The sequence below is a fragment of the Amycolatopsis sp. PSD-21 genome (genome assembly GCF_055561455.1).
In genome coordinates this window covers 1,822,516-1,848,121 of record NZ_CM145712.1, presented here as the reverse complement: position 1 = coordinate 1,848,121, position 25,606 = coordinate 1,822,516, and the positions used below count along the sequence as shown (strand labels likewise).

Annotated in this window: 21 protein-coding genes; 7 read left to right on the top strand and 14 right to left on the bottom strand. The window is 65.4% G+C overall.

Going from position 1 to position 25,606, the window contains the following annotated elements; genetic code table 11:
* Positions 1-35: 35 nt before the first annotated feature.
* From ACZ1DY_RS09075 to ACZ1DY_RS09040, 8 genes are all read right to left on the bottom strand, one after another.
* On the bottom strand, positions 36-860 hold the full coding sequence (locus ACZ1DY_RS09075; protein ID WP_043839739.1) for a hypothetical protein: 825 nt from the start codon (positions 858-860) through the stop codon (positions 36-38).
* Between the two features lie 485 nt (positions 861-1,345).
* On the bottom strand, positions 1,346-1,678 hold the full coding sequence (locus tag ACZ1DY_RS09070) for a hypothetical protein (protein WP_235147155.1): 333 nt from the start codon (positions 1,676-1,678) through the stop codon (positions 1,346-1,348).
* Between the two features lie 619 nt (positions 1,679-2,297).
* Positions 2,298-4,538 (bottom strand): thiopeptide-type bacteriocin biosynthesis protein, encoded by a 2,241-nt coding sequence (locus ACZ1DY_RS09065; RefSeq protein WP_081685170.1) that lies wholly within the window; start codon positions 4,536-4,538, stop codon positions 2,298-2,300.
* Positions 4,520-5,752, bottom strand: coding sequence for a lanthionine synthetase C family protein (locus ACZ1DY_RS09060; RefSeq protein ID WP_081685171.1), 1,233 nt, complete (start codon positions 5,750-5,752; stop codon positions 4,520-4,522). The genes ACZ1DY_RS09065 and ACZ1DY_RS09060 overlap by 19 nt, the downstream gene beginning before the upstream one ends.
* Position 5,753: 1 nt before the next feature.
* Positions 5,754-8,792, bottom strand: a complete 3,039-nt coding sequence (locus ACZ1DY_RS09055) for a lantibiotic dehydratase (RefSeq protein WP_197684732.1) — start codon at positions 8,790-8,792, stop codon at positions 5,754-5,756.
* A 120-nt stretch (positions 8,793-8,912) separates the two neighbouring features.
* Positions 8,913-9,113 carry an FxLD family lanthipeptide gene (locus ACZ1DY_RS09050; protein ID WP_043828845.1) on the bottom strand — a complete coding sequence of 67 codons (201 nt, stop codon included), beginning with the start codon at positions 9,111-9,113 and terminating at the stop codon, positions 8,913-8,915.
* Positions 9,114-9,127: 14 nt separating this feature from the next.
* The gene (gene fxlM / locus ACZ1DY_RS09045) at positions 9,128-10,417 is read right to left on the bottom strand and encodes a methyltransferase, FxLD system (RefSeq protein WP_043828846.1); all 1,290 of its coding nucleotides are present in this window, start codon (positions 10,415-10,417) and stop codon (positions 9,128-9,130) included.
* Positions 10,418-10,797: 380 nt separating this feature from the next.
* Positions 10,798-11,388 carry a hypothetical protein gene (locus tag ACZ1DY_RS09040; protein WP_112285791.1) on the bottom strand — a complete coding sequence of 197 codons (591 nt, stop codon included), beginning with the start codon at positions 11,386-11,388 and terminating at the stop codon, positions 10,798-10,800.
* A gap of 110 nt (positions 11,389-11,498) precedes the next feature.
* On the opposite strand from ACZ1DY_RS09040, the gene ACZ1DY_RS09035 reads away from it, so the two are divergent.
* The 4 genes from ACZ1DY_RS09035 (at position 11,499) to ACZ1DY_RS09020 (ending at position 15,816) form a co-directional block, all read left to right on the top strand.
* Positions 11,499-11,987, top strand: coding sequence for a DNA-processing protein DprA (locus ACZ1DY_RS09035; RefSeq protein WP_051171775.1), 489 nt, complete (start codon positions 11,499-11,501; stop codon positions 11,985-11,987).
* A gap of 27 nt (positions 11,988-12,014) precedes the next feature.
* On the top strand, positions 12,015-13,358 hold the full coding sequence (locus ACZ1DY_RS09030; protein WP_081684720.1) for a hypothetical protein: 1,344 nt from the start codon (positions 12,015-12,017) through the stop codon (positions 13,356-13,358).
* Positions 13,359-13,921: 563 nt separating this feature from the next.
* Positions 13,922-15,148 (top strand): helix-turn-helix domain-containing protein, encoded by a 1,227-nt coding sequence (locus tag ACZ1DY_RS09025; protein WP_043828849.1) that lies wholly within the window; start codon positions 13,922-13,924, stop codon positions 15,146-15,148.
* 11 nt (positions 15,149-15,159) lie between these two features.
* Positions 15,160-15,816: a YdcF family protein gene (locus ACZ1DY_RS09020; protein WP_043828850.1), complete on the top strand. Its 657-nt coding sequence runs from the start codon at positions 15,160-15,162 to the stop codon at positions 15,814-15,816.
* On the opposite strand, the gene ACZ1DY_RS09015 is transcribed toward ACZ1DY_RS09020, so the two are convergent.
* The 3 genes from ACZ1DY_RS09015 to ACZ1DY_RS09005 form a co-directional block, all read right to left on the bottom strand.
* Positions 15,813-16,031 (bottom strand): hypothetical protein, encoded by a 219-nt coding sequence (locus tag ACZ1DY_RS09015; RefSeq protein WP_072029921.1) that lies wholly within the window; start codon positions 16,029-16,031, stop codon positions 15,813-15,815. The genes ACZ1DY_RS09020 and ACZ1DY_RS09015 overlap by 4 nt on opposite strands.
* A 795-nt stretch (positions 16,032-16,826) precedes the next feature.
* Entirely contained in the window at positions 16,827-17,126 is a 300-nt protein-coding gene (locus tag ACZ1DY_RS09010; RefSeq protein ID WP_197684729.1) for a pentapeptide repeat-containing protein, read from the bottom strand.
* Positions 17,127-17,783: 657 nt separating this feature from the next.
* Positions 17,784-18,548, bottom strand: coding sequence for a GAF and ANTAR domain-containing protein (locus ACZ1DY_RS09005; RefSeq protein ID WP_318780706.1), 765 nt, complete (start codon positions 18,546-18,548; stop codon positions 17,784-17,786).
* A 471-nt stretch (positions 18,549-19,019) separates the two neighbouring features.
* Here ACZ1DY_RS09005 and ACZ1DY_RS09000 point away from each other — a divergent pair, with 471 nt between their 5' ends.
* Positions 19,020-19,901, top strand: coding sequence for a manganese catalase (locus tag ACZ1DY_RS09000; protein ID WP_051172177.1), 882 nt, complete (start codon positions 19,020-19,022; stop codon positions 19,899-19,901).
* Between the two features lie 98 nt (positions 19,902-19,999).
* On the opposite strand, the gene ACZ1DY_RS08995 is transcribed toward ACZ1DY_RS09000, so the two are convergent.
* From ACZ1DY_RS08995 to ACZ1DY_RS08985, 3 genes are all read right to left on the bottom strand, one after another.
* Complete coding sequence (locus ACZ1DY_RS08995; protein WP_197684728.1) at positions 20,000-20,815, bottom strand: cytochrome c oxidase assembly protein; 816 nt, start codon at positions 20,813-20,815, stop codon at positions 20,000-20,002.
* Entirely contained in the window at positions 20,812-21,306 is a 495-nt protein-coding gene (locus ACZ1DY_RS08990) for a DUF2243 domain-containing protein (RefSeq protein ID WP_043832417.1), read from the bottom strand. Before ACZ1DY_RS08990 ends, ACZ1DY_RS08995 begins: the two co-directional genes overlap by 4 nt.
* A gap of 87 nt (positions 21,307-21,393) precedes the next feature.
* A complete protein-coding gene (locus ACZ1DY_RS08985) occupies positions 21,394-21,924 on the bottom strand; it encodes a hypothetical protein (protein WP_197684727.1) in 531 nt (176 codons plus the stop codon).
* Positions 21,925-22,218: 294 nt separating this feature from the next.
* On the opposite strand from ACZ1DY_RS08985, the gene ACZ1DY_RS08980 reads away from it, so the two are divergent.
* Together ACZ1DY_RS08980 and ctaD are read left to right on the top strand one after the other, a co-directional pair.
* A complete protein-coding gene (locus ACZ1DY_RS08980; protein ID WP_043832421.1) occupies positions 22,219-22,788 on the top strand; it encodes a hypothetical protein in 570 nt (189 codons plus the stop codon).
* 1,039 nt (positions 22,789-23,827) lie between these two features.
* Entirely contained in the window at positions 23,828-25,573 is a 1,746-nt protein-coding gene (ctaD, locus tag ACZ1DY_RS08975; protein WP_043832423.1) for an aa3-type cytochrome oxidase subunit I, read from the top strand.
* Positions 25,574-25,606: the final 33 nt, after the last annotated feature.

The following is a 25,606-nucleotide window of genomic DNA, read 5'->3' as shown; positions in this document are numbered from 1 at the left end:
AGTGGTGGCCATCCAGGCCAGGCAGGAGTCCCTTGTCATGTTGCTCTGTCGCTCCCTGAGCGTAGGTCGCGGTAGCGGGTGACGGCGTGTGCGCCCGGAGTCCGTACCCACAATGGAGCGCCGATGAGGATGCGCTCGACGTCTGGGCTGATGCCGCCGTCGCTGGGAAAGGTCCACCGGTCTTTGTCGAGCACGACGTCGCTGTAGATCTGTGCGAACCACTCGGATTCGGTCGTGTGGCCGAGTGTGAACCCCCGCGTCCAGGGCTTGTTCTCGTGTTCGTCCCAGTTTCCGGTCACGCCCTGCTCTGTTGCGATCTTCAGGGCTTCGACTGCGAGGGACTCCGGGTCGTCCCACTGCGAGTTGTTGATCGTTCCTCGGCTCTGGATGTAGAGAGCAATTGTCCGAGCTGCGGAGGACGACCATCCTGGCGGTGGTTGGTCGGAGCCGCCGATGTAGTCGGCGGTGTTCTCCAGGCTGCCGAACAGGCACACGTCGACGCGACTCCCAGTGCTGCTGCGGGTGTTGGTGTAGATCACGACGACCTGTCGCTTCTCGATGCCACCCGTGAACTGGGCGAACTCGACCCGGCCGACGCCCTTCGCGAACATCACCGGTGGCGGGGTGACGAAGTCCTGAACTGCAAGGTCGCCGATCGCCGTCTCGATCCTGGGCGCCACTTCGGCACGGTCTAGCGTGCGTGCCTCCGGAGCAACTTCGAGCCCACCGATCAACGGAAAAGCCGTCTTGGCCTTCCAACTCACGCGTCGTTCGAGGGGGATGCCGTTGTCTGACGCGATGTCCCGGATACGGCGATCCGACCAGTAGGCGTAATTGCGGATCACACCTAGCTCGCCCATGAGCAGGCACCCTCCCAACGCCAAGTTCGTCGAAGCAGTCCCGTCGGGGACGGAACGGTTGAAGCCTACATATCACTCGTCCTTACCGACGGCTCCAACGCCGGCCCTCCCGCACTGCGTAGCTCAAGTCAGCATCGAGGGACGGCGCTGGCTCTGATCACAGTTCTCTTAGGCCCTGTAGGACTCGAGCGAGGAGGTCAAGGCTGGGGTGGGGCTGAGGTCGTGCAGCGATGGCAGCTGCCGCCTGCTCATCCTCGACACTCTTGGCGTTGGCCGTCACATCACACCTGGGGGCGTCGAGCTCACCCACACATGGCAAGTATTCGGTCAGTGCCTCGTACTCGGGTGTCTGGCGCGGGGAACGGCAACCTGCCGAGGTCGAGGCACTGAACAGCGGGCTGGGCGGCAAGCGCGGGATTGGCAGGGCGTTCACGGCACTGGCCCGTCGGGATAGCGCACATGAGGCGACACTGAAGCCAGGTGTGTCACAGGAAGCTGCTGTTCATCAGCTCACGGACCCACTTGACCTGAAACTCGACATCATCGGCTCGCTTGTCTCCACGCTTCCACAGCAAGCTGAGCGCAACGGTTCGCTGTGCGGCCAGAAAACGGCGACGTGCCGTGTCGTCGACGATTCCGTGGTCCGGCAGTAGCGCGACTCGCCACTCATCGTCGATGACGCGGGCGCTGAGGTGTTCGACCAACTCGGCGGCGTCATAGACGGTGTCGCTGTGACCGATGAACTCCCAGTCGACGACGTGGACGTTCGGCTCGCCCCAGAGCCAGTTGAACAGGTTAGAGTCGCCGCGAGAAACGATCCTCGGCGCCGATCGGCGAGCACCGCGGTGTCGCCTCGTTCGTACCAGGGGCCGAGCATCAATTGCATGTCAGCGGTAAGCGGCTCGTCCTCGCACTCGTCGAGCTGGCCCGGCCAGACCTCGGTGACCCGATTCTTGTAATTTGCGGGTGAATCGACGCGCGGCGTGTCAGCGAACGGTCCGAGTGGGCTCTCCCGGAGTTGGTCGAGAATCGCGACCATGGCCCAAAGTGCGGTGGTGGACTCGGCGAGGTCGGGCACCGGCCGACCGGCGAAAATGGTCATCGCGACTGCAGGCAGTTCGGGGTCGGGGTTGTGTCACAGCGGCTGTGGAGCAGCGGTGACTCCGCAGGCCGCGACATGTGCGAGGGCCTGTTACTCGCAAGCCGCGCGGTCGCGTTTGTCGGTGCGGTACAGCTTGAGGCAGACCTCGCAGTCCGGGCCGTCCCAGGCGAAGACACGATTGTTCCGACCCCGGTCAAAGGAGCCGCAGGCCCGGAAGGTCGTCGGCGAGCAGGCTCGGTTCACGCCGATAGAAATTGCGCAGCTCGTCGAGCAGACCGGTCGGTACGGTGGAGGTGTGTGGCAAGGCAAGCCCTCGATCTAGACCGTGTTCAGGTTCAGTCACGGATCGGCCCCAGTCGGCTGGCTGTGACGCCGAGATTCGCGATCAGGACGGTTTCGGCAGTGTGTACGGATGACATGAGGTCGTCCATCACCACCGCGGGGACCTGCCCCGAGTCAAAACCTGCTCGCTCGACGAGCAGGCCCAAGGTTTCGCTCTGCTTGGGTGTAGCCAGCGTTTGGCATTCTGGGTGTGCCAGCACCTCGCGCGCCATGAATGCATCTGCCGATCGTTCAGCCTTCTCGATCAGCTCGGCGCAGAGAAGCCCTGCATCTCCTTGTGCCGCAACAGCAAGGTCTGCCGCGGTCAACCCGAGCCGGATCCGGAATAACCCCGTGGGTCGGTGCGATGCCCCGCAGACATGCCGAACATCGTTAAGCATGCCTATCACGTCACCTGCACCGATGCTGCGCTCCTGAAGAAGCAGGTAGCTGCGCAGGCACGCTGCCCCGGCGTACTCCCAAGCATCGCTTTTGGCGGTGTTGTCGATAAGTTTGAGCGCCAAGTTGGCTTTCCCGTTAAGGGCAAGAGCGATGGCGCGTGTCTGGCGGGCTTCGCGGAACTGATTTCTGGTTTCGTCGTACTTCTCGGCATGCGCTGCGGCGTTCGTCCACTGGCCGGCTGCGACAAGCGCGCGGGTTCCATCCTCACGCATAACCTGCCGAAGCCAGTTGTCTACTTCGGACGAGCGGTCCGCGATTAGGCCGTCGAAGTCGACCAAGTCACCGTGGATCACGGCCGCACCACCATTACGGACGGCGTGGTTGATCGCTTCGAGCTCGCGGTAGGCGCCTTGGTTGTCACCTGCCCGCCTGGTCAGTCGGGCGAGGTTCACCACTGGCTGGAGCGAAGCGATGGCAGAACCGGCCGACAGTGGTGACGCTGCTCGGAAAATTCGGAACTGTCGTCGACATAGGCTGATGGCGACGTCGGGCATACCGCATTCGGCCGCGATGCGCGCGGACAGATTCCAGACGGTGCAGGCGCGGTTCATCCGCTCTTCGACAGTGGTTGACTCCTGGCAGGAGTTTGCGCACTCGCGCACGTTGCGCACCTGGGTTTCCAGATCAGGACAGGGAAAGCGGCGCTGCGACACAAGCGGAAATCGGGCCAGTGCTCGTTCGGCTACGCCTTCGTTCGCTCGGGCCGCCAATGGCGGTGCTGTTGTCCCAGAGGTAGGTCCACCACTCAATGTCGGGTTGGGCGGCACATGTCCGGGCAGACCAAGGATGACGGTGCGCGTCGCCCACGCGAGAATGCTCTGTGTTCGAGCTGGCAACCCAAGGCGGTTCCAGTGGAAGATGATCAGGTAGCTCAGAACCTCACGAAGGCCGCGCTGCAGCGTCCCCGTACGGGCCGCGGACCCCAGGGTCCGGCCGGCCTGTCGGAAGGCGCTGGCCCAGTCTGCGGATGAGGCCAGGGGACCTTCTGCGCGTAGCAGCGGCCCGCCAGGAGCTGTGTTCGCGAGCAACAACTGTTTGAGATCGCTGGCCATGGCGGTCAGATTCGCGGCAGAGACATCCTCTGGCAGTGGGCGTTCCTGAGCGATCCGGTGCCAGACGTCGCCCTGCTCGTACCACTCCAGTCCCGCCGCGCGCATCAGGGTGTTGCACAGCAGCAGCGACAGTTCGCGTCGGCCCAGCCCGCCGCCGCCGTTGTGAGCAAGGTGCATGACGGCGCGGCTGTCCTCATAGAATAGATCGTGGGCAGCCTCCATGCCCGTCCAGTTACCAAAAGCTTGCATCTCGGCCTCATAGGTGCCGGGCCACCATTGGGCAATGCGGTCGTCGGCTGCGAGTTCATCGAGTGCGGCCCCGAGATGGTCCCGCATCGCGTGTCCGTCCCGCCCTGGGTGAATCCGTAGTCGCCAGCAGGGGTGTTTCCTCATGAACCACCACTTCGTGACGAGGCCGTCCTCTCCAGCTCGGTGCAACAGCGGCGCGATGGTGTCGGCTGCTGACTGTTCGGCCGTGCTCCAATCGATGAACTCGATGTAGATCTGCCACCAGTCCGAAGCTGCCTGCCGTTCGAGGGCGTGTCGTCCAGCTTTCCGATAGACCTCGACGGCCTCGGCCAGGTCCGCGGGTTCGACGTGAATGGCTGCTGCGGCTTCATTCAAGGAAGCCCCGGCCAGTACCAGAAGAACCCCGTACTCCGCGCCCTGCGCAACCGCGGACTCGTCGGCATCACTGCTTCGCAGTTCTACCTCTCGCGGTGTCAGTCGATGAGTAGACATGCGTCCCATCCCGAAGTCGGCGTGGTGTTGTACACGGCGGTATGCAGGGCAAGAGCTGTTCCTGCTGTGCCTTCGAGGAAGCCGCGCTTCGCCACTGGCCCGTGGCGAGTGTGTTGACCCAGGTGCGCGGCCAGAGGCGGAAGGTATTCGTCAAACGCGGATGTTCCAGCGTCCTGGGCCGATCGCCAGACGGTTTGGTACAGCCCGGCCCAACCGTGGCACAGGCCGCCGTCGGTGATCCGAGCTAGCTGCTCAGGGTCGTCGAGGCAGCGAATCAGCGCCTGTTCGTACATCCGCTGCCGGTGGGCGTCACCGGTGGCGATGCCAGCGAGTTGGCCGGCACGGGCGATTCCAGGCGTGCCGTAGCACCAACTGGGGCGCGCCGGCCCCGACTGGTGAGGCTGGCCGGTACGCAGCTCTGCCAGGGTGATCCATTCAGGCCACCAGGGACCGGCCGCGCCCTCCTGCTGCCACGAATCGAGCCATTCGCAGATGGTGATGATCGCCTCGTGCTGACCGTCAACGATGATCCCTCGCCGCATAGCCTGGCTAAGCAAGGCCAGAGGGCCGGTGATGCCGTGGGCAAGACCGAAATTGCCGTGGCCCTCCTGATAGGAGGCGGAGATTCGACGGTGGGGATCGTGGCCGACCCACCAGCCAGGCAGTACATCGCCATCGACCTGACGTGGCCTGGCCAGGGCAACGAGGTAGTCCAGGACGCGCTCCATCGCGCTGCTATCGGAGGCGCGACGCAGGAGCAATGCGCCGAGGCCGCTCAAACCAAAGAACACGTCGTACTCGCGGAATCCAGGGAACTCGCCCGCCTTGATGCGTGCTAGCGCAGCTTCGGCGCGCCGGTGAGAGAGCGCGACCACGTGACCGTCGACATCCGCGAGAGCCTCTTGGTAGCGACCGCTGGCACCAGTCGCCGCAGCGTCCAGCATGAACGCGACTGCCGGAGCCCCGAGATAAAGGCCGGAAGTATCCGTGGCGCTGACTCGACCGGCGACAGCCTTGGTGACCCAAAGGTGTGCCTCGCGCCAGGTTCCGCGACCGATGAGAGCACGTTCGATGTGCAGCAGCGCCATTCCGGCGGTGCCCTTGGAGAGAGATTGATCGGCCCAGGGTTTGTCCTCTGGGCATGGTCCCGGCAGTGCCAAATTGTTGGCATGCCGCTGGGCGAGATCGGCCAGCGCGATCGCCGTGGTAGCCAACCTAAATCTCCCCGCGGCGAGCAGCGGCGCGGCGCGCGGAAGCCCGAGCCAAACGGCCTGTGACGCGTTCAAGCGCCGGATCGACTCCGACTGCACGAATGTGGTGCAGGTGCAGGAGAGACGGCAGCACCGTCAGTGGATCACGCTGCTCGGCCAGGGCTACTCGATAGGCCGCGAGTGCAACGGCGCGCCGCTGCCAGGCAGTCACGACTTTCTCCCCGCCCGACACGGAACGCAACGACGTCCATACGGCCTCCGGGTCAGTCAGCTCCAGCGCTCGGTCGCGGAGCGCCGGCTGCAGCCGCCCGTGCTGTTGACGAAGTTCACGGAGCAGCCAATCCAACCCGCTCTGGACCGACCCGGCGAAGTTCACGGCGACGTCGACGAAACTGGCAGCTGCCACCGCCTGTCGGTGCGTCCCGGTTCGGATAGTCAAGGCGATCTGTGCGAGAGCAGCCGCGGAGTCGGCCGCAAACAGGTCGTACGCGCGCTCCAATGCGGAACCGTGACCGTAGCGCCCTGTCTGGGGCTCGTGTGTGGTCAGCGCGACATGCGACAGCAAGCGTTCGCTGCGCAGCGTGCTCGCCCACTCGACAAGGCGTTCGGCAGCCGAGCCATAGGCGGATGACTGAGGCAGGCGCAGGTAAAGGACCAGGTACTGATCGTCATCGGGACGGCTCATCTGGCGATGGCGGCGGAACCACCAGTTCAGTGCGACATCGCCGAAGGCTCCGAGCAAGCTGGGAAGTCGCTCCGTGAGAACTTCATCGAAGCGGTCTGGGTGTCCGTAGATCTGCGCGCACAGAATGGGCGAATCTCCTGGCAGGTGGCTGGCGTCGCTGGCCACAACCTGCTGTGGAACTGCGATCGATGATGACCGGCTTGCAGCGGCAGCGGAATCCAGGACCAGGGGGATGAGAAGCTCGTGAGCTCGGCCAAGCCAGGCAATGTCCGCCGGTCCCGAGGTTTCGCGCAGTTCGAGTCGGCCTCCGCGGTCCAGGCGCGTCCGCAGCAGGAGTCGGTGCAACGGGTGGTTCAGGTCCACTGGCTGTCTCCGGTCCAGTTCGACCAGGGCGACACAGGCGGGGACACGCGATTGCTGTCGCCATGCGTCCAGCCCGGCCTCCCATACAGCGAACGAGGCACGGCGGCCAGGTAGGTCGCCGGCCGCCAGCAGCCAGCGCGCCGGGGACAGTATGGTTCGTCGGTATCGAACTCGGGGAAGATACGGGAGCCTGGCGGCGGCCCCGAAGTGAAACGCCTTGTACACCGAAGCTCGGGCGGTGGTGATCTCGGCGAGGAATCGGGCCAGAGGTGGAGTGTGGACGCCGGCCTCCAGAGCGTGGGTCACGCGCGGCTCGACGCGCTGGCCGGTGGATATCTGGACAAGGTAGAACCGACGGTCGTCCGCCGTGACGGCGAGGTCTGTCAGGTTGATCAGGTGCTCGTCCCGCTCATGGTGCTCGGCAACGGGAATGACGTGGGGCAGCAACTGCTCGGTCCGTGCGACGTTCTCGTTGCGGCGCTTCCGTGGTGTAAACGACAACTGGGCGGCAACGGTGCCGGGCTCGGCTGCGGTGAAGGAGGCGGCGACCGCGTCGCGGCCGTCGTCGGGCAGCAAGTGTGCATGGCGGCCAGCCATGCTGCTGCCTGGCCTTGGCGTTCCAGTCACCGCCAACGTGAACCGGCCGCGAGACAACGCTTCTACACCATTGGAGTGGATCTCGACCGCCACCTCGACACGAGCGGGCAGGTGCAGGTCAGCGGGATCGCTGGCCGTGAGGTCCTCAATCGCCTGATCGGTCAGGACGATTTCGCCAGTGCCGTCCACTGTCGCTCGCTGGATCATCGCGAGGAGCTTTTCGTCGCGTTCGCTCATCTGATGAGCGGTGCGCCCGCGCGAGGAGCCAAGGAAGCCAGCCGGGAGGCCGAGTCCGCTGTCGGCGACCAACTCCAGGACTTGCACGAGCGCACCGATTCCGTAGCGTGCGCGGAATCGCGAGTGGTAGTCGCGCCAGGCCGGATACCCCAACGGATATGGGGAAAGGCGATACAGGACTCGGACGGCGTCGCGCGCCTCCTGAGCCACCTGCTCTGGTATTTCGACGTCACAATCCAAGATCGTGTCGGCAAGGAGAGGCATGTCCGCGACGGCGCTCAACGCCTGCATCCGTCTTGTGACTTCGGTTTCAGTCACGGCGACGGCTTCTCCGGCCAGTTGCTCGCGGATAGTCGTGAGTTCGCGCACGGTATGCGTGACCTCGGGGATTGTCTTGGCCTCGACGGCCTCCAGCTTTGTGCAGACGTGGTCTAGCGGGTCCTGGCACGTCATCGGCGCGGACAAGCTGCTGATCAGGATCCCTTCGTCGAGCAGCCCCGTCAGCATGGTGTCGACCGACTGTCTAGTCGCCGCTGGAAATCGGGCCATGATCTGTTCGCGGAGAGCACCGAATCGCACAGGTTTCTGGGCTGCTTCGACTGCGGCTCGGACTGGTCGGCCCAGACCTATGGACACCTCGATCGGCGCCAACTCTTGGCCCGCTCCGTCCGGAGGTGACCCTGGTGCAACGAACCGATCACCGCGAACACTGCCCGCGTTGTTGACGACCACGGATATCCGCTCCAATAGCGGCACACATTGATGCAGACGTGTGATGACATCACCGAGCCAGGCCGCGTCCGCACGAACGGCAACTCGATGCTCGAAGCCCCAACGCACCTTGGCCGCAGCACCGATCCGAGCCAAGCCGACCCCGGCAAAGAGCCCGAACGGGGTGGGGCGCTGCTGCCAGCGAAGGAGGTAGGACGCCAGGGAGATGACCACTCGACGAACCGCTCGGAGATCACGACTACCGGCGGCCACCATCTCGTCGATCTGGCGGGATAGGGCCGGACTCGCGTAACCCACGGCGGTCCGAACATCCGCCCGCTGCCACTGCATCGTCAACCACGCTATGCCGCGCTCGATCCCACCATCGCCGTACAAATCCAGGGCACTAGGCAGATCCAACCCGCTGGGGTCGGTGCTGGCGCGGAGCACGGCCGCACCGCCAGGCACGTATACCGCGGATGATCTTGATGGCACTGTCTCGCCTCCTGTGACGATGCGACCGCAGGGGTGCTGCTGGTGCGCCGTAGCGCACCGGCAGCACCCCGTGGGTCAGGACGGATCGTCTGCGAACGAGTTGCAGGCGCTGTCGTTGCCCGCGCAGGTGTTGCCGCACCCGTCGTCCGTCGGGCAGTCCCCCATGACAGGGGCATAGGCCACGACGACCCGTACATCCAGCGCGAACTCGTCATCATCCGCAACGGGCCGTTCTGCCAACGCGGTGGCGCCACCCGAAAACAGGACCTCGGACATGTGGGTCACTCTCCTTACTTGGTGTTTTCTTGCAGGGCACTCCGACCGGCCGCAGCGTTAGCCGCATGTGGCCAGGAGATCGTGATCCGGCTGTGCTTCTTGTCGACGACACGCCCTGCAGGCATCAGGTCGTCAGCGGTGCCCGCCGGGTAGACGCGGAACTGGGGGCCGGGTCCATTGCGGTGATCCCGCTCCCAGATGCGGAGCTGCTCAGCCACGTCCTCGGCGAGCCGTTCCGCGTCGGGTCCGAAGGCGTGGACGCCGAACTCGACGGCAGACTCATTGACCGTGCTGCTGCGCGTCGTGACGTAGGCAAGATTGCCGCCGTCGACAACAGCCATCGCGGCTGAGTGGCTTCCGGGCGGGGAAATCAGGCCGCTGTCCAGCTTCTTGTCCAAGATCACGCGACAGAAACCGGACAGCGCCGTAGCGAGCCACATCTGGGTGCCGGCCCACGGCTCGAACCGGCCGATGCTGGCACCGCTCCAGACCTCCACCCGCGGCGTGTCCAGAACGCCCTCCAGCTCGGTGGGATCAACGGGGAAGTCATCGTCGAGGCGCAGGGTGACCTCGCCCCCGCGCATGACCAGCAGCTTGCTCTGGTGCGCCCCGGCACCGCGCATCGACACGAAACCGAACAGGCGCGCAGATCGGCTGACCAGGCACTCGTCTGCTTTCTCGAACGCGATCGTCCGCGACAGCCCCCTGACCTGCAAGGGAACCACGAGTAGTCCGGTCGGTGCGAGCTGTTCCACCCAGGCCGGCGGCACGTCCCACGTGTTGACGGTGACCAGGATCCGGTCGTACGGGGCCTGTTCAGTGACGCCAGCCTCGGCATCGGAGAATACGACGTTCACCTGCGAATACCCCGTCTCCCCGAGGAAGCGGCTGGCTCGATCGGTGATGTCCTGGTCAATATCGACCGTGGTGACGCGCCCCGCGGGACCGACGAGCTCGGCGATCAGTGCGGCGTTGTACCCGCCGGACCCAATCTCCAGGACCCGCATGCCTTCGGTTATCTCCGCCTGTTGCAGCATGTGTGCTTGCACCTGCGGCGCGGACACCGAGCTGACTGAGTTCCCGGACTCGTCGCGCTTGGTAACCACGCCGTTGTACAGCTGGTAGACCTCCTCCAGGTCCACACCAGGCGCGAACCGTTCGCGTGGAACCTTGCGCATCGCGGCCTCGACTTGCGCGGACACGATCGTGCCCTCGGCGATCAGGTCATCGACCATCTTTGTGCGCAGGTGGGCGACGCGCTCGGAACTGTCGGCCTCGTTGTTTCCCTCTACGGGCTTGACCATGTCGTTCAACTGACTTCCTTGTCGTGTGGCACTGCGGGTGGGTGGAGAAGGCGTCCTCGATCGTGTCGCCCCTGGTCGAACCAGTCGCCCGGACCCCGAGCTGATGGTCTGGGCAGTGGTTGGCGGGTCAAATGCCGGAGACGTTCGTGCAGGTCTGGCGGTACAAAGTCGTCGAGTCGTAGCCCAGCAGCCTGCACGCGGTGAGCTGCGTCGTCGAACCGAGCGCAGGGCCAGGACTGGACCGAGCAGAGCGGGCACGTGCGCTGCTCTTCCGGTGGCGGTAAGTGTCCGGCCAGGTCGTCGATCGCTCGGACGGCGCCGCCGAGCCGACTGTCGGCTGCGACGATCACGGCAACCACTTCGCGTATCCCGCCCACGTGTCACACCACCCCGTCTGGAGCGCCACTTGGGAGGACGAAGCCTCCTTGCCCAGACCAGAGAGGGCCTTCCTCGCGCGTCAGCAGGCCAGCCGCTTCCATGCTGGCGAGGTCACTCGCGAGCGCGCTTTCCAAGCGCTGTACGCGGTTCTGGACCTTCCACGAATCGGGTGCCTTGAATGTCATCGGTCGCTGTAGGTGAGCGGGCACGATCATGAGGCGTGGCGGCTCGTGTGGGCAGGTCGGATGATCCGGGTGGTCAGGATGTGTAAGGTTCAACAGTGCTCGAAGGGTGGGTTCAGCCTCGTTGCCGTAGGCCCACACCACCTTGCGGGGACCGAAGACGTCGAAGCCCGGTTCGCGCACGGCCCGCGCCGCGGTCACTCGGTCCGGCTCGGTGATGGTGAGCAGGTCGACGTAGCTCTTCCAGTAGTAGGCCGCAACCAAGACCACCGGATCGCGTCGCTCGCCGCAGACGTAGAAAGCGAATCCTTCGTCGACAACCTGTCGGAGCATGTCGTCAATCGCACTCGACCACTTTTTCTTCGTCGTCAGGCGGTTCATCGTGGATAGCAGGCTCATGGTCGCGGTCACCGTGGTCGTCGTTGGGCAGGCAACCGGCTGCGACGCGGTCGGGGGAGCCTCGTCGCAGCCGGTGCGTTCATGAGATCGTGACTAGGTACGACGGGGGCAGATGACATTCGATGACATCCGCGAAGGAGCGCGCGAGCGTGCCTCGACACGTCACGATCACCGGCACACGCTCGATCACTGCCCAGGCCGAGACGCAGTTGACCGGCCTGTTCGACGACTACCTCCGGCCGTTTGCCGACCCGAACGCCACCTTCTACCTCGGAGGTGCCGCCGGAATCGACACCTCCGCATTGGACTGGTTGGCCGAACACACACAGGCCGCCCTGACCGTCGTCGTACCGTGCACTGTGGCCGACCAACCAGCTGTCGCGGGCGAGGCCATCCATCGATGGCAACGAGGCGGCCGGCTTGCAGGCGTCGTCGAGCTGCGCGCTGAAAAGCTCGGCTCCTCGGCCTATCATGCCCGCAACCGCTGGATGGTCGACCGCAGCGGCTTCGTAATCGGTTTTCCGCAGGGCTCGGATTCGACGAGCGGCACTTGGTACACCGTGAACTACGCCGCCGACCAGGGTAAACCCCGGCTGGTCGTGCCAGTCTGACTTTCGAGAGATGGTGTACTGGGCGGCGTGACCACTGATCGGGATACCGGGGTGCGCCTGCTGCGGCAGCTGCGCGAGAGACGCGGCTGGTCCTGGACCGATCTCGCCCGAGGCTTGCGCGATACTGCGCGCCAACTCGCCGTCACCTCGCTGATGAACAGGCAGGTCGCGAGCATCCAGCGCACCGTCGCCAGGTGGGAGAGTCTCACTAGCCGAACCAGTCCCGGCGATCGCTACCAGTTTCTCCTGGCCCACCTCTATGCGCGAACCCCATCCGGAGACCTGGCGCTGGGTACCGGATCGGATTTCGCTGCGCTGCTCGACGCACTCCGCCATTTCGGAGCGCCACCCCAACGCATCCGACAGCTCGTTGAGCTGATCACTCAGAGCGCGGGAGGTGAGGGCCGAGACCTGTTGGCCGTGCTCTCGCCTACCACCCATTCGAGCGTCGCCGCTGTTGAGCGCGATCCATCTCGGCTCGATCCTGACCTGCTCAGCCAACTGCAGGATGCTGTTGCGGCCATCAATGGACAGGTCGGATCGACCCCGTTCGTCCGTCTTCAGCTCCAGCTTGCGCCGATCGTCGAGTCCTGCGGTCGGCTCCTGCAGTTCGACCACGTTGGTCCGTACGACGAACTGATGCTGCTGGCTACCGACACCTATGCTCTTGCCGCGCGACTGGCCTTCGAGACCCGCGACGACGAGATCGCCATGGCCCTGTACGCGGACGCCACTGAGGTCGCGGGACGGCTCAAGGACCGTAGCCACCGGGCGGCGGTACAGACGAGTCACACGATGGTGGCCTTGCATGCAACCAATAACGTGGACGCGGCGCTGAAGATTGCCCGTGCCGCGACCGCCGATGCGCACCGGGGCACCAGTTACGCCATTCGAGCCCGCGCACACGCCGTTCACGCCGAGATCTGTGCTCGGAGCGGCCAGGCCAGGGAAGCGACCGAGGCACTCGACCGAGCGTGGAAGACCGTCGATCAGCTGACCGTCGACGACCCTCACGGCGGATTCAACGTCGACCGCCTGAACGGCTTCGACGGACTCTGCGCTCTCCACATAGGCGACGCGGGCCGTGCCCACCAAAGCCTCGACCGCTCGCTCAGCGCGTTGAGGTTGTCGGGGGACTTGGTGCAACGAGGCATCGTGAACGCCGACCTGGCCCTCGCGCGACTGCGTCTCGGTGATCCCTTCGCCTGTGTCGATCTCTTGCACGAAGCCGTGGACATCACAGCGGCGACGGGCGGCCGGGTGCCCGCACAGCGGATCCGTCTGGCACGACGAGATCTGCGTCCATGGCGAGCCGAGAACTTCCTGGCCGAACTCGATGACCACATTCACGACACACTGATCGGGCGATGAACCGGAAGGGTTGGGTTCCTGGTCGGCGCGGTCTCGGAGCACGGACTTCACTGCGCAGATCCAGTCCCGGCTCACGAGTGGCAGCGCAGCATGCCGTTCGGGCGTGGAGATGATCTCGTTGGTCATCGTGTCGTCCGCTCCCGGCCATGGATCGGCACCACATGACCGTGAACGCACTCGTAGTACCCGCAGACGATCCAGTACCGGTGGCACTGGTGGCCGCCAACTGGGAAGGTCACCCTGGCCCGCGGGAGAACACCGGCGAGCCCAATAGTCGGACCTGCCGTGCTGGCCGGTCGGGGCACGGCCAGCACGGCAGGAGCTTGATTGGCTGCCGAACGAGCAATTGAACGCCGGCAGGGATGGTTGCGCTGTGTCTGCGTGTCCCTGATCGCGGTCACTATCACTCCCGGTTCGCTCGTTGGCGGAACGATCGACGTTCGCGGCCCTGTGTCGCGTGTTGTCGCTGGACGAGGACGCTAGGTGTGTTGGCGGGGTGGGACCGGGAGGATTTCTCTGGGGTCGTGGGCGACGGGGGTGGGAGGATGTACTCCATGCGAGGCATGACCGATGACCTGACGATCGGGGAACGCGTGGCGTTCTATCGGCAGCGGCGCGGGCTCACCCAGGCGGTTCTGGCAGGGCTGGTCGGCCGCAGCGAGGACTGGCTGCGCAAGGTGGAGCACGACGTGCTCCCGCTGGATCGGCTGTCGGTGTTGCGGCGTCTCGCGCATGCCTTGGACGTCGCGCTCGGCGATGTGATCGGCGAGCCGGTGCTGATGGCGGGGGCCGACGAATCGGGCCGACGGACGATACCGGCGCTGCGCGTGGCGCTGATGGACCATCGCCAGTTCCTCGCTGGCCCGCAGCCCGGTGAGCCACCTCGCCTGGACGCCCTTGCCGCGGAGCTCGCGACGCAGTGGGGCGACTACCAGAACTCCCGCTACGCCCGGCTCATCCAGCGGCTACCCCTGTTGATCACCGAGACCCAGACCGCGTGCCAGCACTACGGACACACCAGCGACGACGGGGTGCGCGCCCACACGTTGGCCGCCAGCGCCCACCAACTGGCTACGGCGTTCCTGACGAAACTCGGCGAGGCTGATCTCGCGTCGATCTCGGCCAGCCGCGGGCTGGCCGCAGCGCACGTCAGTGGCAGTGACCTGATGATCGGGTCGCTGTACCGGTCGGTGGCGCATGCCCTGCTGTCCATCGGCGAGTTCGAGCAAGCGGTCGCGCTCAGCCGCGCCGCCGCCGACCGGCTCGAACCCGGCCTCGGCACCGCCACACCGGAGTACCTGTCGGTGTACGGGATGCTGCACCTGGTTGGGGCGGTGGCTTCCTCCCGGCGCGACAACCGGGCGGACACCACGGCCTTCCTCGCCGAGGCCGACCAAGCGGCCACGCGGGTGGGGCACGACGCGAACCACCTGTGGACGGCGTTCGGGCCCACCAACGTCACGATCCACCGGATGACCACGGCGATGGAACTCGGCGACGTCCAGGTGGCCGTCCATCTCGGCCCCCGCGTGAACACCCACGGGCTGCCGGTGGAGCGCCAAGCCCGGCACGCCATCGAAACCGCCCGCGCCTACGTCCGATGGAACCGCACCGACGACGCGCTCGACGTGCTGCTAGCGGCCGAACAGGACGCGCCCGAACAGGTTCGCTACCACCGACTGTCGCGCATCCTCGTGCGAGAGATGATCAGACTGCCCCGACCAGCCACCCGCGCGGTCGAACTCGCCTACCGAATGGGCGTGCACGCCGCCGACTCACACCGCCCGTAAGGTCCACCGACATGCCGACCAACCAGCTTCCGCCCGACCTTCAAGCTGACGTCGAGACCCTGTGGGCCTATCACGACATGGGCCACCAACCGCGCCGCTGCGACGTCGGCATCGGGCTCGGCTCCCACGACCTCGGCGTCGCGATCCACACCGCCGATCTGTACCAGCAGGGCCTGGTCGACCGCATCGTGTTCACCGGCGCCAACGCGCCGACCACGATCGAGCGTTTCCCCCGCGGCGAAGCCGTCCACTACCGCGAACACGCCGTCAGCCTCGGCGTCCCCACCGAGGCGATCATGATCGAGACCGAGGCGACCAACACCAGCCAGAACATCACCCACAGCCGCCAGGTCCTCACCGACGCGGGCATACACCCCGCCTCGATCATGCTCATCTCCCGGCCCTACCAGCAGCGCCGCGCGTACGCGACCTGCCGCAAAGTGTGGCCCGAGGTCGAGGTGATCTGCTCATCACGGCCACTGCCACTCGACGAGTACATCGCCAGCATCGGCGACATCGACCGGGTCATCAACATGCTGGTCGGTGACACCCAACGCATCACTGAGTACGCCCGCCGGGGTTTCGCCATCCAGCAGGACGTACCCGATGAGGTGAACGCCGCCTACCAGCGACTCGTCGACGCCGGTTACACCAGCAGACTGATCTAGAGGCGGGTGCCATCCTCGGTGCGGCCCAACGCGGCGAGCCCCGCCTTCACCACGTCGACCGGGGCGACAGCCACCACGTCATCATCACCCGGCCCGGTCAGGTACACAACATGCCCGGCACGGGCCTGCCTGGTCAGCTCACCCACGACCTGCCCGACCGTCGCTTCGGCAGCCCCCTCAGGAGCCGGACCATCAATGTCAGAGAACAGCGGCATCCTGCCAGCGTAGTACCTCCGCGCGGGCTTCCTCATACAACGAGCCGCTCCGAGCGTTGTTCCCACGTGCGAGCAGACGGTAGAAGCCCCGCGTGAATCGCTCAGATTGATGGTTCAGGTGACCCGCCGTGCGGGCTGTGCTGGGCCGGAGGCGCTAGCGCCGAGTCAGCCGCCGCTACATCAAGCTCGCCGATCGAGGACGCGGTGCGGGGGCCTGTGGCTCGCCCCGGTTTCGTCAACATCAGGAACGTTACGACGAAGGACGGGTCCCCTTGCCGCCGTATGGGGGCAAGGGAACCCGTCCTTGTCTTGGCGTTCGCCCATATTCCGTTAACGGTGACAAAGACGGGTTTACCTTTTATCTATTGTCGCTGGTTCTTTAGATAGCTCCTCACAGCGGTAGCCGCTAAGGCGACAGCAAAGAAGGATATTAATCCGTATATGTAACTGTGGTGTGTCACCGCTTCGTAAGCAAAGTAGGCAGCCGCGACAGTGATTAACGTTGCAACAATGATTAATGCGTTTTTGCTTATCATTATGCCGTCCCTCGCGACAGCGGTGATCTCGTCGAGCCAGGCCTCGAGCTCGGGGCCTGTCCGTCACGCACGCTCACGATCTCGTCGAGGGCCGGATCGAGGGAGAGGTCAAGCCCATGCGCTCCACGGTAGGGCTCGACGGTCGTCCCGATGCCCATCGGAGTGAACAGCTCCGTCGAGCCCAGGCAGCAGCGGCGGAACCACGAGTCGTGGGCGAAGACCAGGTGGCGCATCGTCTGCACCGCCGACCACTCGTCGTTCACGCTGCGGCGCTCGATACCTGGCGTTCGCTCGATCGTGGCGGCCAGGCGGCATGGAGCTGACGTGATGCCTCGCGCAGATCGGCGGGGTCCTCGGAGCGGATCAGCACTCGCACCGGATGATCCCGGTCAAGCACTGCCTCGACGTACTCGGTGACTTCGACGCCGTTCACCACGAGGTTGGTGATGAGCCCGTCGGTCACGGCATCCTGCATGACGACGCCGATCAGGCGTGCCCCGGTCAGGTCGCACTCGCGGAACTCCGCACCGTACAGATCCTTGTCGATGTACCGCGTCATGCTCTGCATACTAGGTCCGAGCACCGACATTTCTGGCTGGCATCGCCGTTGCGTCTCGCTCCTGCCGGTCGTCGCCCGCTTTCCGGCTCGCGCACACCCGCGCCCAGCCCCCGTCGACCAGACCAACGGACAAGATCAACAAGTGGGGCCAAAACTCGTTCACCGAATCAACTGGCCGGAGTGCGAAGTGCGGCCAAAACTCGTTCCGAACTGGGGCGGAAACTCACCCCTGAAATCACCCGGGGGCATGACGGAGAAGAAGTTGTACAAGGTCTACGACGAGTCTGATGTCGAGGTGGTCTACCGCCGCGGTGACTGGCAGGACAGGGGCCAGATGCGCCGGTGGGTCGAACGCGAGGGCGAGCGGGACAACGAGCTCACCCTCGGGGGAGGTCCACCACCTCGGTGAAGACCTCTTGTGCCTGGAGGACGACGGTGTGGGCTTCGCCGACGAACCACGGCAGGCCTGTGGTCTGCTGCGCGAGCACAGCCGCCACGAACTCGCCACCTCGTAGCAACACGGGGTCGCCAGCTATGCCTCCACTGGTGTGATAGGGCCACGATCCCCTCTAGCGAGGTCGGCGCACCCATTGGGGGGTAGCCCGGACCTGGCGCCCTGTGAAATACCGGGTGTTGGGATGTTAAGGCCTCCGGGTTTCAGCCCCGTGTGACCCGAGCGGCCTCCATTCTTTGGTCGTGGCCTGCGGCGGTGTTGTTGGCTTCGGCGACGACCCAGGCAGCGACGTCGTGCAGCTTTATGTTGGCGTGCTGGGACGCCTCGACCAGCATCGTGGACGCTTGCGCGTCCGTGCGGTGGTGGCGGTGCATGAGGATGCCCTTGGCCGTGGCGATCACGTCGCGGGTCCCGAGCGCGGTGCGTAGCTGGGCCTGTTCCTGGGAGCCGATCAGGGCGACGGCGGCGTGAGCGGCGAACAGTTCACCGATGTGCTCGGCATCGGCATCGAACGCGTCGCGCTGTGAGGAGTACAGGTTCAGCGCGCCCAGGGTGGTGCTGGTGGCGAACAATCGGAACCCCAGCACGGACGCCACACCGAGGCTGGCCGCGGTGTCGGCGAACTTGGGCCAGCGGGAGTCGTCGGCGAGGTTGCCGGTGCGGTAGGTGTGGTGCTCGGCGATGGCGTCCACGCATGGGCCTTCGCCCAGCTCATGCTGCAGCTCGTCCAAGCGGGCCACGAGATCGTCAGACGGCGCGACGGTGCGCAGCTGCCCGGCCTCCAGCAGCGACACCCCGGCGTACTCCGCGCCAGGGATCGTTGCCACCGCGGCAGTCACGATCCCTTTCATGGTCTGGTGCAGATCCGGTTCCGCGGTCAGTGACCGGGCCACCTCGCTGAGAGCGTGCGCTACCTGCCCCAGCGCCTCACTGTTGGCAGCCTGCCGGGATGATCGTTCATCGCCCACCTGCCCCATTCTGTCCGGATATAGACGTCACGGCCAGATGCGGTATTCGACAGCGGTGGCGGCAGACCCGAATGCATCGCACTGGTCGGCCGTCGCGCGGTACCTCGCCGATGTCGGCTCGTCTCCCCGATGGCGTTGTGGATGACGTCGGCGAGGGGTGCAGGTGCAGAGCTTGCTGGGAAGCCTTGACCAGGTCCGGGACGGTGGCGTTGTCATTGATTGGCAGCCCTCGTTCGTGCAGGACGACCTTCGCGGTCGCTTCGACAAGTTGCTTCGCTGTGCCGATCGCCCCGGCGGGGTCCTCGTGCAAGGCGCGGTGAGTCCATTCACTTTTTGGCAGTCCTGCCGAAGTATCTGTTCGGCCAGAAAGGTCAGCGGTTCGGAGCATAGGCGAGCACGCAAGGGGAACTCTTCTCGAATGCGTCGCGGCCGAAAGTGACGTGTGCAATCGAAGCCGTGAGAAGGAGTGCAATGTTCTATCATGTTCAGACCTTGCAGTTCGAGGCCAAACCGGATGGCCCTGACCCTGCCTTCGCGAAACGTCTGCAGGAGATCCTCGGGGGAAAATGGGGTGAGCTGACCGTCGCGCTGCAGTATCTGCAGCAGGGCTGGAACTGCCGGATGCCGGGCAAGTACAAGGACATGCTGCTGGGCATCGGTACCGAGGAGCTGGCCCACGTCGAGATGATCTGCACAATGATCGCGCGGCTGAACGAGGGTGCGCCGATGTCGGTGCAGGAGGCGGCCGTGTCGGACAATCCGATGACCGCGGCCATCTACGGCGGGTCCAACCCGCAGCATCTCATCAACAACGGCGGCGGGGGCTACTACCAGGACAGCAGCGGGGTGCCGTGGCTGGGCGCGTACACCACGTCCTCCGGCAACCTGATGGCCGATTTCCACCTCAATGCGACGGCGGAGATGCAGGGCAGGTTGCAGGTGTCACGGCTGTACAACATGACCGACGATCCCGGCGTCAAGGCGATGCTGCGGTTCAACCTCGCCCGCGACCACATGCACCAGCAGCAGTGGCTGGCGGCGATCGAGGAACTCAAGGCGGACGGATTGGAGGGCCTGCCGGTGCCCGAGGCGTTCCCGAACGAGTCCGAGCAGAACCTCGACTTCGTCAGCCAGTACATGAACTGCAGCGATGGCGCCGAAGCCGGTGCGGGCAGGTGGGCTTCGGGGGAGATGCCCGATGGCAGCGGGCGCAACTTCAGCTACACGGACAATCCGGAGCCGCACGGCGACCGGCCGGTGCTGCCTCCCGGTGACCCGCGGCTGTACGGCACCCCGCCGCCGTCGGCCGCCTCGATGAACCCTGCCACCGGGACTACCGACACTCAGGAGTGATTGTCGTCGGGGGATGCCTGGTTCCTACCAGGCTTCCCCCACGGGGGTCGGAGCCGAATACGCCGGAAAGGGGGGCGGCGGGCGAGCGTGGGTGTTCGTCAGGAGGCCGCAGCCGGTTGGCGCCGGCGTCGAGTGTGGGCGCGGCCGGTCGTGGTGTACCAGGTGATGGCGACGGTGGCGGCGAGGGCGATCTCGACCAGGTCGCCGCCGTAATACATCAGTTGGGCGGCGGTGTGCAGGTCGTCGGTGGTGACGGCGGTTGCGGGCGGGGGTGTGGCGTAGAGGGTTTTGGCGAGGATGGCATGGGCTGCTCCGGCGGCCAGCAGCGTGGTCGCGCGCCAGGCGAGGTTCCAGCGGTGGCGCAGCGGGTCGAGTTGGCAGACGGCGAAGGTGAATAGCAGCCCGGCGATCAGGACGTGGGCGTGGACCGCCGCGTGTACGAGCGGCTGGTGTTGGGTTGCGGCGTACAGCGGGGTGCGGTAGAGCAGCCACAGGACGCCGATGTCCAGCAGCGCGGCCAGTGGCGGGAAGACCAGCCAGGCCGCGGGCCGGGAGTGCGCCATCGTCAGCAGGGCGCGCCGCGCTCGGCCGGGGGGAAGGACGCGCAGGGTGAGGGTGAGCGGGCGGGACAGGACCAGCAGCAGTGGCGCAATCATCGCGGTGATCAGGTGCTGGGTCATGTGCCCGGTGAACGGTTCACCCGGAAGCGGGATCAGCACGGCGCAGACCAGCGCGCTACCGCCCGCGAGGAAGAAGACGTCCCGTCGCCTGGGCCACATATCGCCGCGACGGCGCAGGCGGGTGGCAGCCAGCAGGTAGCCGAGCACCGCCGCGCAGGCGGTCGCGGCGATGACCAGTTCAATCGCTGCGATGCCGAGATGAGCTGGCGCGTGCTGAATGTGTGTGGCAGTCACGCGCCCGCCGCATCGGCTGGAGTGCGTCGGCGGGCGCGCACGGCCAAGGCGACGCCGATGGCCAGCAGCACCAGCCCGGCGGCGTTCCAGGCCAGGTCGTAGGGCAGGATGGTGTCGACGCCGTAGCGGACCTGGTGGATGCGCAGCACCTTGTGATCGACGATGCCGTCGAAGAGTTGGAAGCCGCCCAGGCCGAGAAACAACCCCGCCCAGGCGTGGGTCGGCGCCAGAGCGCGGCGGCGGCGCAGGTCGGCGTACAGGACGAAGCCGGCCACCAGGCCCAGCAACTCGGCGGTGTGCAGCAGGCCGTCCGAAAGCAGGCCGACCGCCGGAGTGGAGCGGTCGAAGAAGTGGTGCCAGGCCAGGATTTGGTGAAAGACGATCTCGTCGACCGCGGCCATCACCGCCGCACCGAGCAGCGCACACACCGCCATCGACCGCCCGGGCATGGAGTGGGTTTCGGAGGGGCCGGGTCGAACTGGTCCGGTCATGGTCAGTGTCAACCCTCGGTTGTGTCGGTATCTCGTGTCGGCAGGGTCCGCCGGTGCAGCGACGCTGTCGTGCGTCGCCTTGTGCGGCTATCGACTGTAGGCGTGGTCGCGGGGCAGCGGGTCCACATCGGACCGGCGGCCGGGGCGCATTGAGGCGTGACTCTGACCGGGGCCGGGTCCGGAACGAGCGGCCAGGACATCGGCCACGATGCCGGTGGCGAAGGCATATACGGTCTTGTGCACTAGGTCCACCACCAGTTCCTGCCGGGGCCACGAGGGTGGTGGGGCACCGACGCCGGTGGCGTTCTCCAGAATCTGGTCATTGGTCAGCCGGACCACAGCGAACTTCGCCGAGGACCACGGACCGCGCAGCCCGGCATGCGCCATGACCGAACGTAGTACGCCGAGCAGTACACCCTGGCCGACGTGCATCGCCCAGTTCACCGGCACAGGTTGTCGTCGCGGTCGTTCCCTCATCCCGGTCAGGCGTTGCAGAACTCGTGCCGGAACGTGGGAATCGGGGCGTCCGGTCAGGCGTTGCTCCACCTTCTCGCCCAGCGTCATCACCACCACCCCGGCCGCGCCGGCAACCAGGCCCTGCCACAGCGCTCGTTTCATCACACCCGAGTACCCCGGCCCACCGGTCCCAATCGTGTGGGCCCAGCAGGAGCGGGTCAGCGTGAACCGCGGATAGGTCGTGCGACCGAATCGATGTCAACCCGACACGAACCGCTGTCCCCGCTGCAAACCCGCGCCGATCAGCCCCAGTGTGGTCCCTTCCCGACGTATTCGGTTCCCACCCGCTGCGCACGGGTGCTCCAACTCGGTGACCAGGTACTGATCGCTCCGCCGACGTTTACTCGTGCTGGGGTAAGCCGGTTTGGCGTGTGCTGGCGCGGGTACGGATATTGCATGACAGCCACCATTGCGCCGCCCAGCATCATCACGTATCTCATCGGCCAGCAGCGGCAGGTTTCCCTGTTGTTCAGCCAACTCGAGAAGCTGCGCAACGCTCCGAGTGAGCAGGCCCGGGGCCTGGTGCAGCAGGCTGTGATTGGGCTGATGAAGAACTCCGTCGTCGAGGAGATCCACCTCTTTCCCTTCGTCCGTGACCGGTTGCCCGGCGGCGACGAGATCGCGGACCGGGAGATCGCGGCGCTGGCAGAAGCGGAGCAGACGATGAAGGAGCTCGAAGGCCTGGATCCGGACGACCCTCACTTCTGGCCCACAATCCATACTCTGATGGGGCAGGTGAAGGCCGTGGTACACGAGCAAGAGTTCATGCTGTTCCCACTGATGCAGAAAACGTGCTCGAACGACGAGCTGGTCACCCTTGGCGTTCGCGCTCAGGAATCGGCGCAGATGTCGCCTACCCGGCCCCACCCGAACAGTCCGAAGGAGGGTGCTGCGCTGCAAATGCTGGCCCCCGGTGTCGGCCTGGTGGATCGTATCCGCGATGTGATCACTGGCCGTGGACATTGACCACGACATCAAGGGTCTCGACACAGCAGAGCAGGCGTGAGCGCGCGCTCTCGGGATTCGGCTTGTTCGTCGTCAACGATGAAATCGCCGGCCCACTGCTTCGCGTCACTGGACCAGCGAAAGCCTACCCCTGGCAAACCCACGCGCGCGGTCTCGTTGGGCACGTCGTACTCGGCGTCGCGATCCATCTCGTGCTGGACGCCCTGTCATCGACCGACACGGGTGCTATCAATTCAACTGATGCGGCATGACGCGAAGCCCGCGGCGTCGTTAGCGACGATGACGGCTATCGCAGGCATATGCCTCCCTGGCACCGGTGCTCAGGACCCACTGCAGGATCCACTCGAGTGACTGGGAGTTCGGGCTGTGGACGCGTGCAGACCGAGCCGCGGAAGCGTAGCCACGATTGCTCTGACCCTCGGACTGACGCGTAGGCACCACTGCGATCTCGCTCCCGGCTTTCCGCATGAGATCAGCGCTTGCTATATCGCCGCTTGTCACATTGACGACGCCGTTTGCCCTACCCGGGCGGGGGTAGCCGTTCAGGCCAGACGGCATGGAGACCGACGAGCATCACCACTGGCGATCCAAGAGCTGCGGTCTGCTATCGCAATCGTCAATTACGGAGCGAACCTGACACAGGCGAGTTGCCAACGCCAACGGTCAGCAACGCTGACCGCTCCGAGCCCCCGGAATCGGTATGGTCAGTGTCCCGATACCGGGGAGCGGCATGGGCCACGTCCCCTCCAGAGCGGCTCTGGAAGGACGTGGCCCATGTTGTTGTCTGTGTTGACAGTGGTCCACCCGGCGCTCCTCGTTCCCCTGAGTGCTGCCGCTTCGATCGGGGCCACGGTGCTTCTCGTGCAAGGCGGGCGCGTACACGGAGCGGGTGAAGCCGAGACCTGGGTACTGCGGGTGTAAGAGCAGCGGCGCCGGGTACTCCTGTGCCGCCATTAGTGGATGTGAGTTGCCAGTGACGCGAGCGAGGGCAGTTGAACCCGTGACGCAGACATCGAGGAGCACCTACTCACCGGCGCCGATGCCGCATGCGCCGCGTCGTGCCGAGCCGCCTGGGCAGGTGCTGTTGCGGTTGATCAGGACGACCGATCACAAGCAGATCGGCATCCTCTACCTGGTGACCTCGTTCGGGTTCTTCCTGATCGGCGGTCTCATGGCTCTGCTGATGCGTACCGAACTGGGTTACCCAGGGCTGCAGTTCCTCTCTCCAGAGCAGTACAACCAGCTGTTCACCATGCACGGCACCATCATGATGCTGTTGTACGCGACGCCGAACGTGTTCGGCTTCGCCAACTTCCTTGTGCCGTTGCAGATCGGCTCGCCGGACGTCGCGTTCCCGAGACTGAACGCACTCTCCTACTGGCTGTACCTGTTCGGAGCGCTCATCACCATCGGCGGCTTCCTCACGCCTGGTGGTGCCGCCGACTTCGGCTGGTTCGCCTACACACCCCTGTCCACTGCGGCGTACAGCCCGGGAGTGGGCGGGGATCTGTGGGCGGTGGGTCTGATCATCACCGGCCTCGGCACGATCCTGGGTGCGGTCAACATGATCACCACGATCGCCTGTCTGCGCGCGCCCGGCATGTTGATGTGGCGGATGCCGATCTTCACCTGGAACATCCTGTTCACCAGCGTGCTGGTACTCGCGGCGTTCCCGATCCTTACGGCGGCGCTGTTCGGGCTGCTGGCAGACCGTCACCTCGGCGCACACGTGTTCGACCCGGCCAACGGTGGCGCGATCCTGTGGCAGCACCTGTTCTGGTTCTTCGGTCACCCCGAGGTCTACATCGTGGCCCTGCCGTACTTCGGCATCATCAGCGAGATCGTGCCGGTGTTCAGCCGAAAACCACTGTTCGGCTACAAGTTGATGGTCTGGGCGACGGTCGCCATCACCGGCCTGTCACTCGCCGTATGGGCGCATCATATGTACGCGACAGGCGCTGTGCTGCTGCCGTTCTTTGCGTTCCTGTCATTCCTGATCGCGGTGCCGACCGGGATCAAGTTCTTCAACTGGATCGGCACTATGTGGAAGGGGCAGCTGACTTTCGAGTCACCGATGCTGTGGTCGATCGGGTTCATGGTGACGTTCCTGTTCGGCGGGCTCTCCGGCGTGCTGCTCGCGGCGCCGGGAGTCGACTTCCACGTCACCGACAGCTACTTCGTGGTCGCGCACTTCCACTACGTCCTGTTCGGCACCATCGTGTTCGCGACGTTCGCCGGGATCTACTTCTGGTTTCCCAAGATCACCGGTCGGATGATGGACGAGCCACTGGCCAGGCTGCACTTCTGGACCACGTTCATCGGCTTTCACACGACGTTTCTCGTGCAGCACTGGCTCGGGGCGGAGGGAATGCCCCGCCGTTACGCCGAGTACCTTGCGAGCGACGGCTTCACCGGGTTGCACATGGTGTCCACCATCGGGTCCTACATCTTGGGTGCCTCCGTGCTGCCGTTCATCTGGAACGTCGTCCGCAGCTGGCGCTTCGGCGAACCCACCGACCTGGACGACCCCTGGGGGTACGGCAACTCGCTCGAATGGGCGACGACGTCTCCACCCCCGCGGCACAACTTCTACGACCTGCCCCGAATCCGCTCCGAACGACCAGCCTTCGAACTGCACTACCCCCACTTCGTCGAAAAGTTCCGAAACGAAAGCCACCGCACCCCCGTCAAACAGCGCCCCCAGCCCGCCGCACCCGAAGAACTCGGGGCCGCGCTCACCCAGCCTGACGAACAGGGACCAAGCAGCGACCCGCGCGGCAAGTAGCGGATATGCGCCCTGTCAACGCCGGTCGAAATC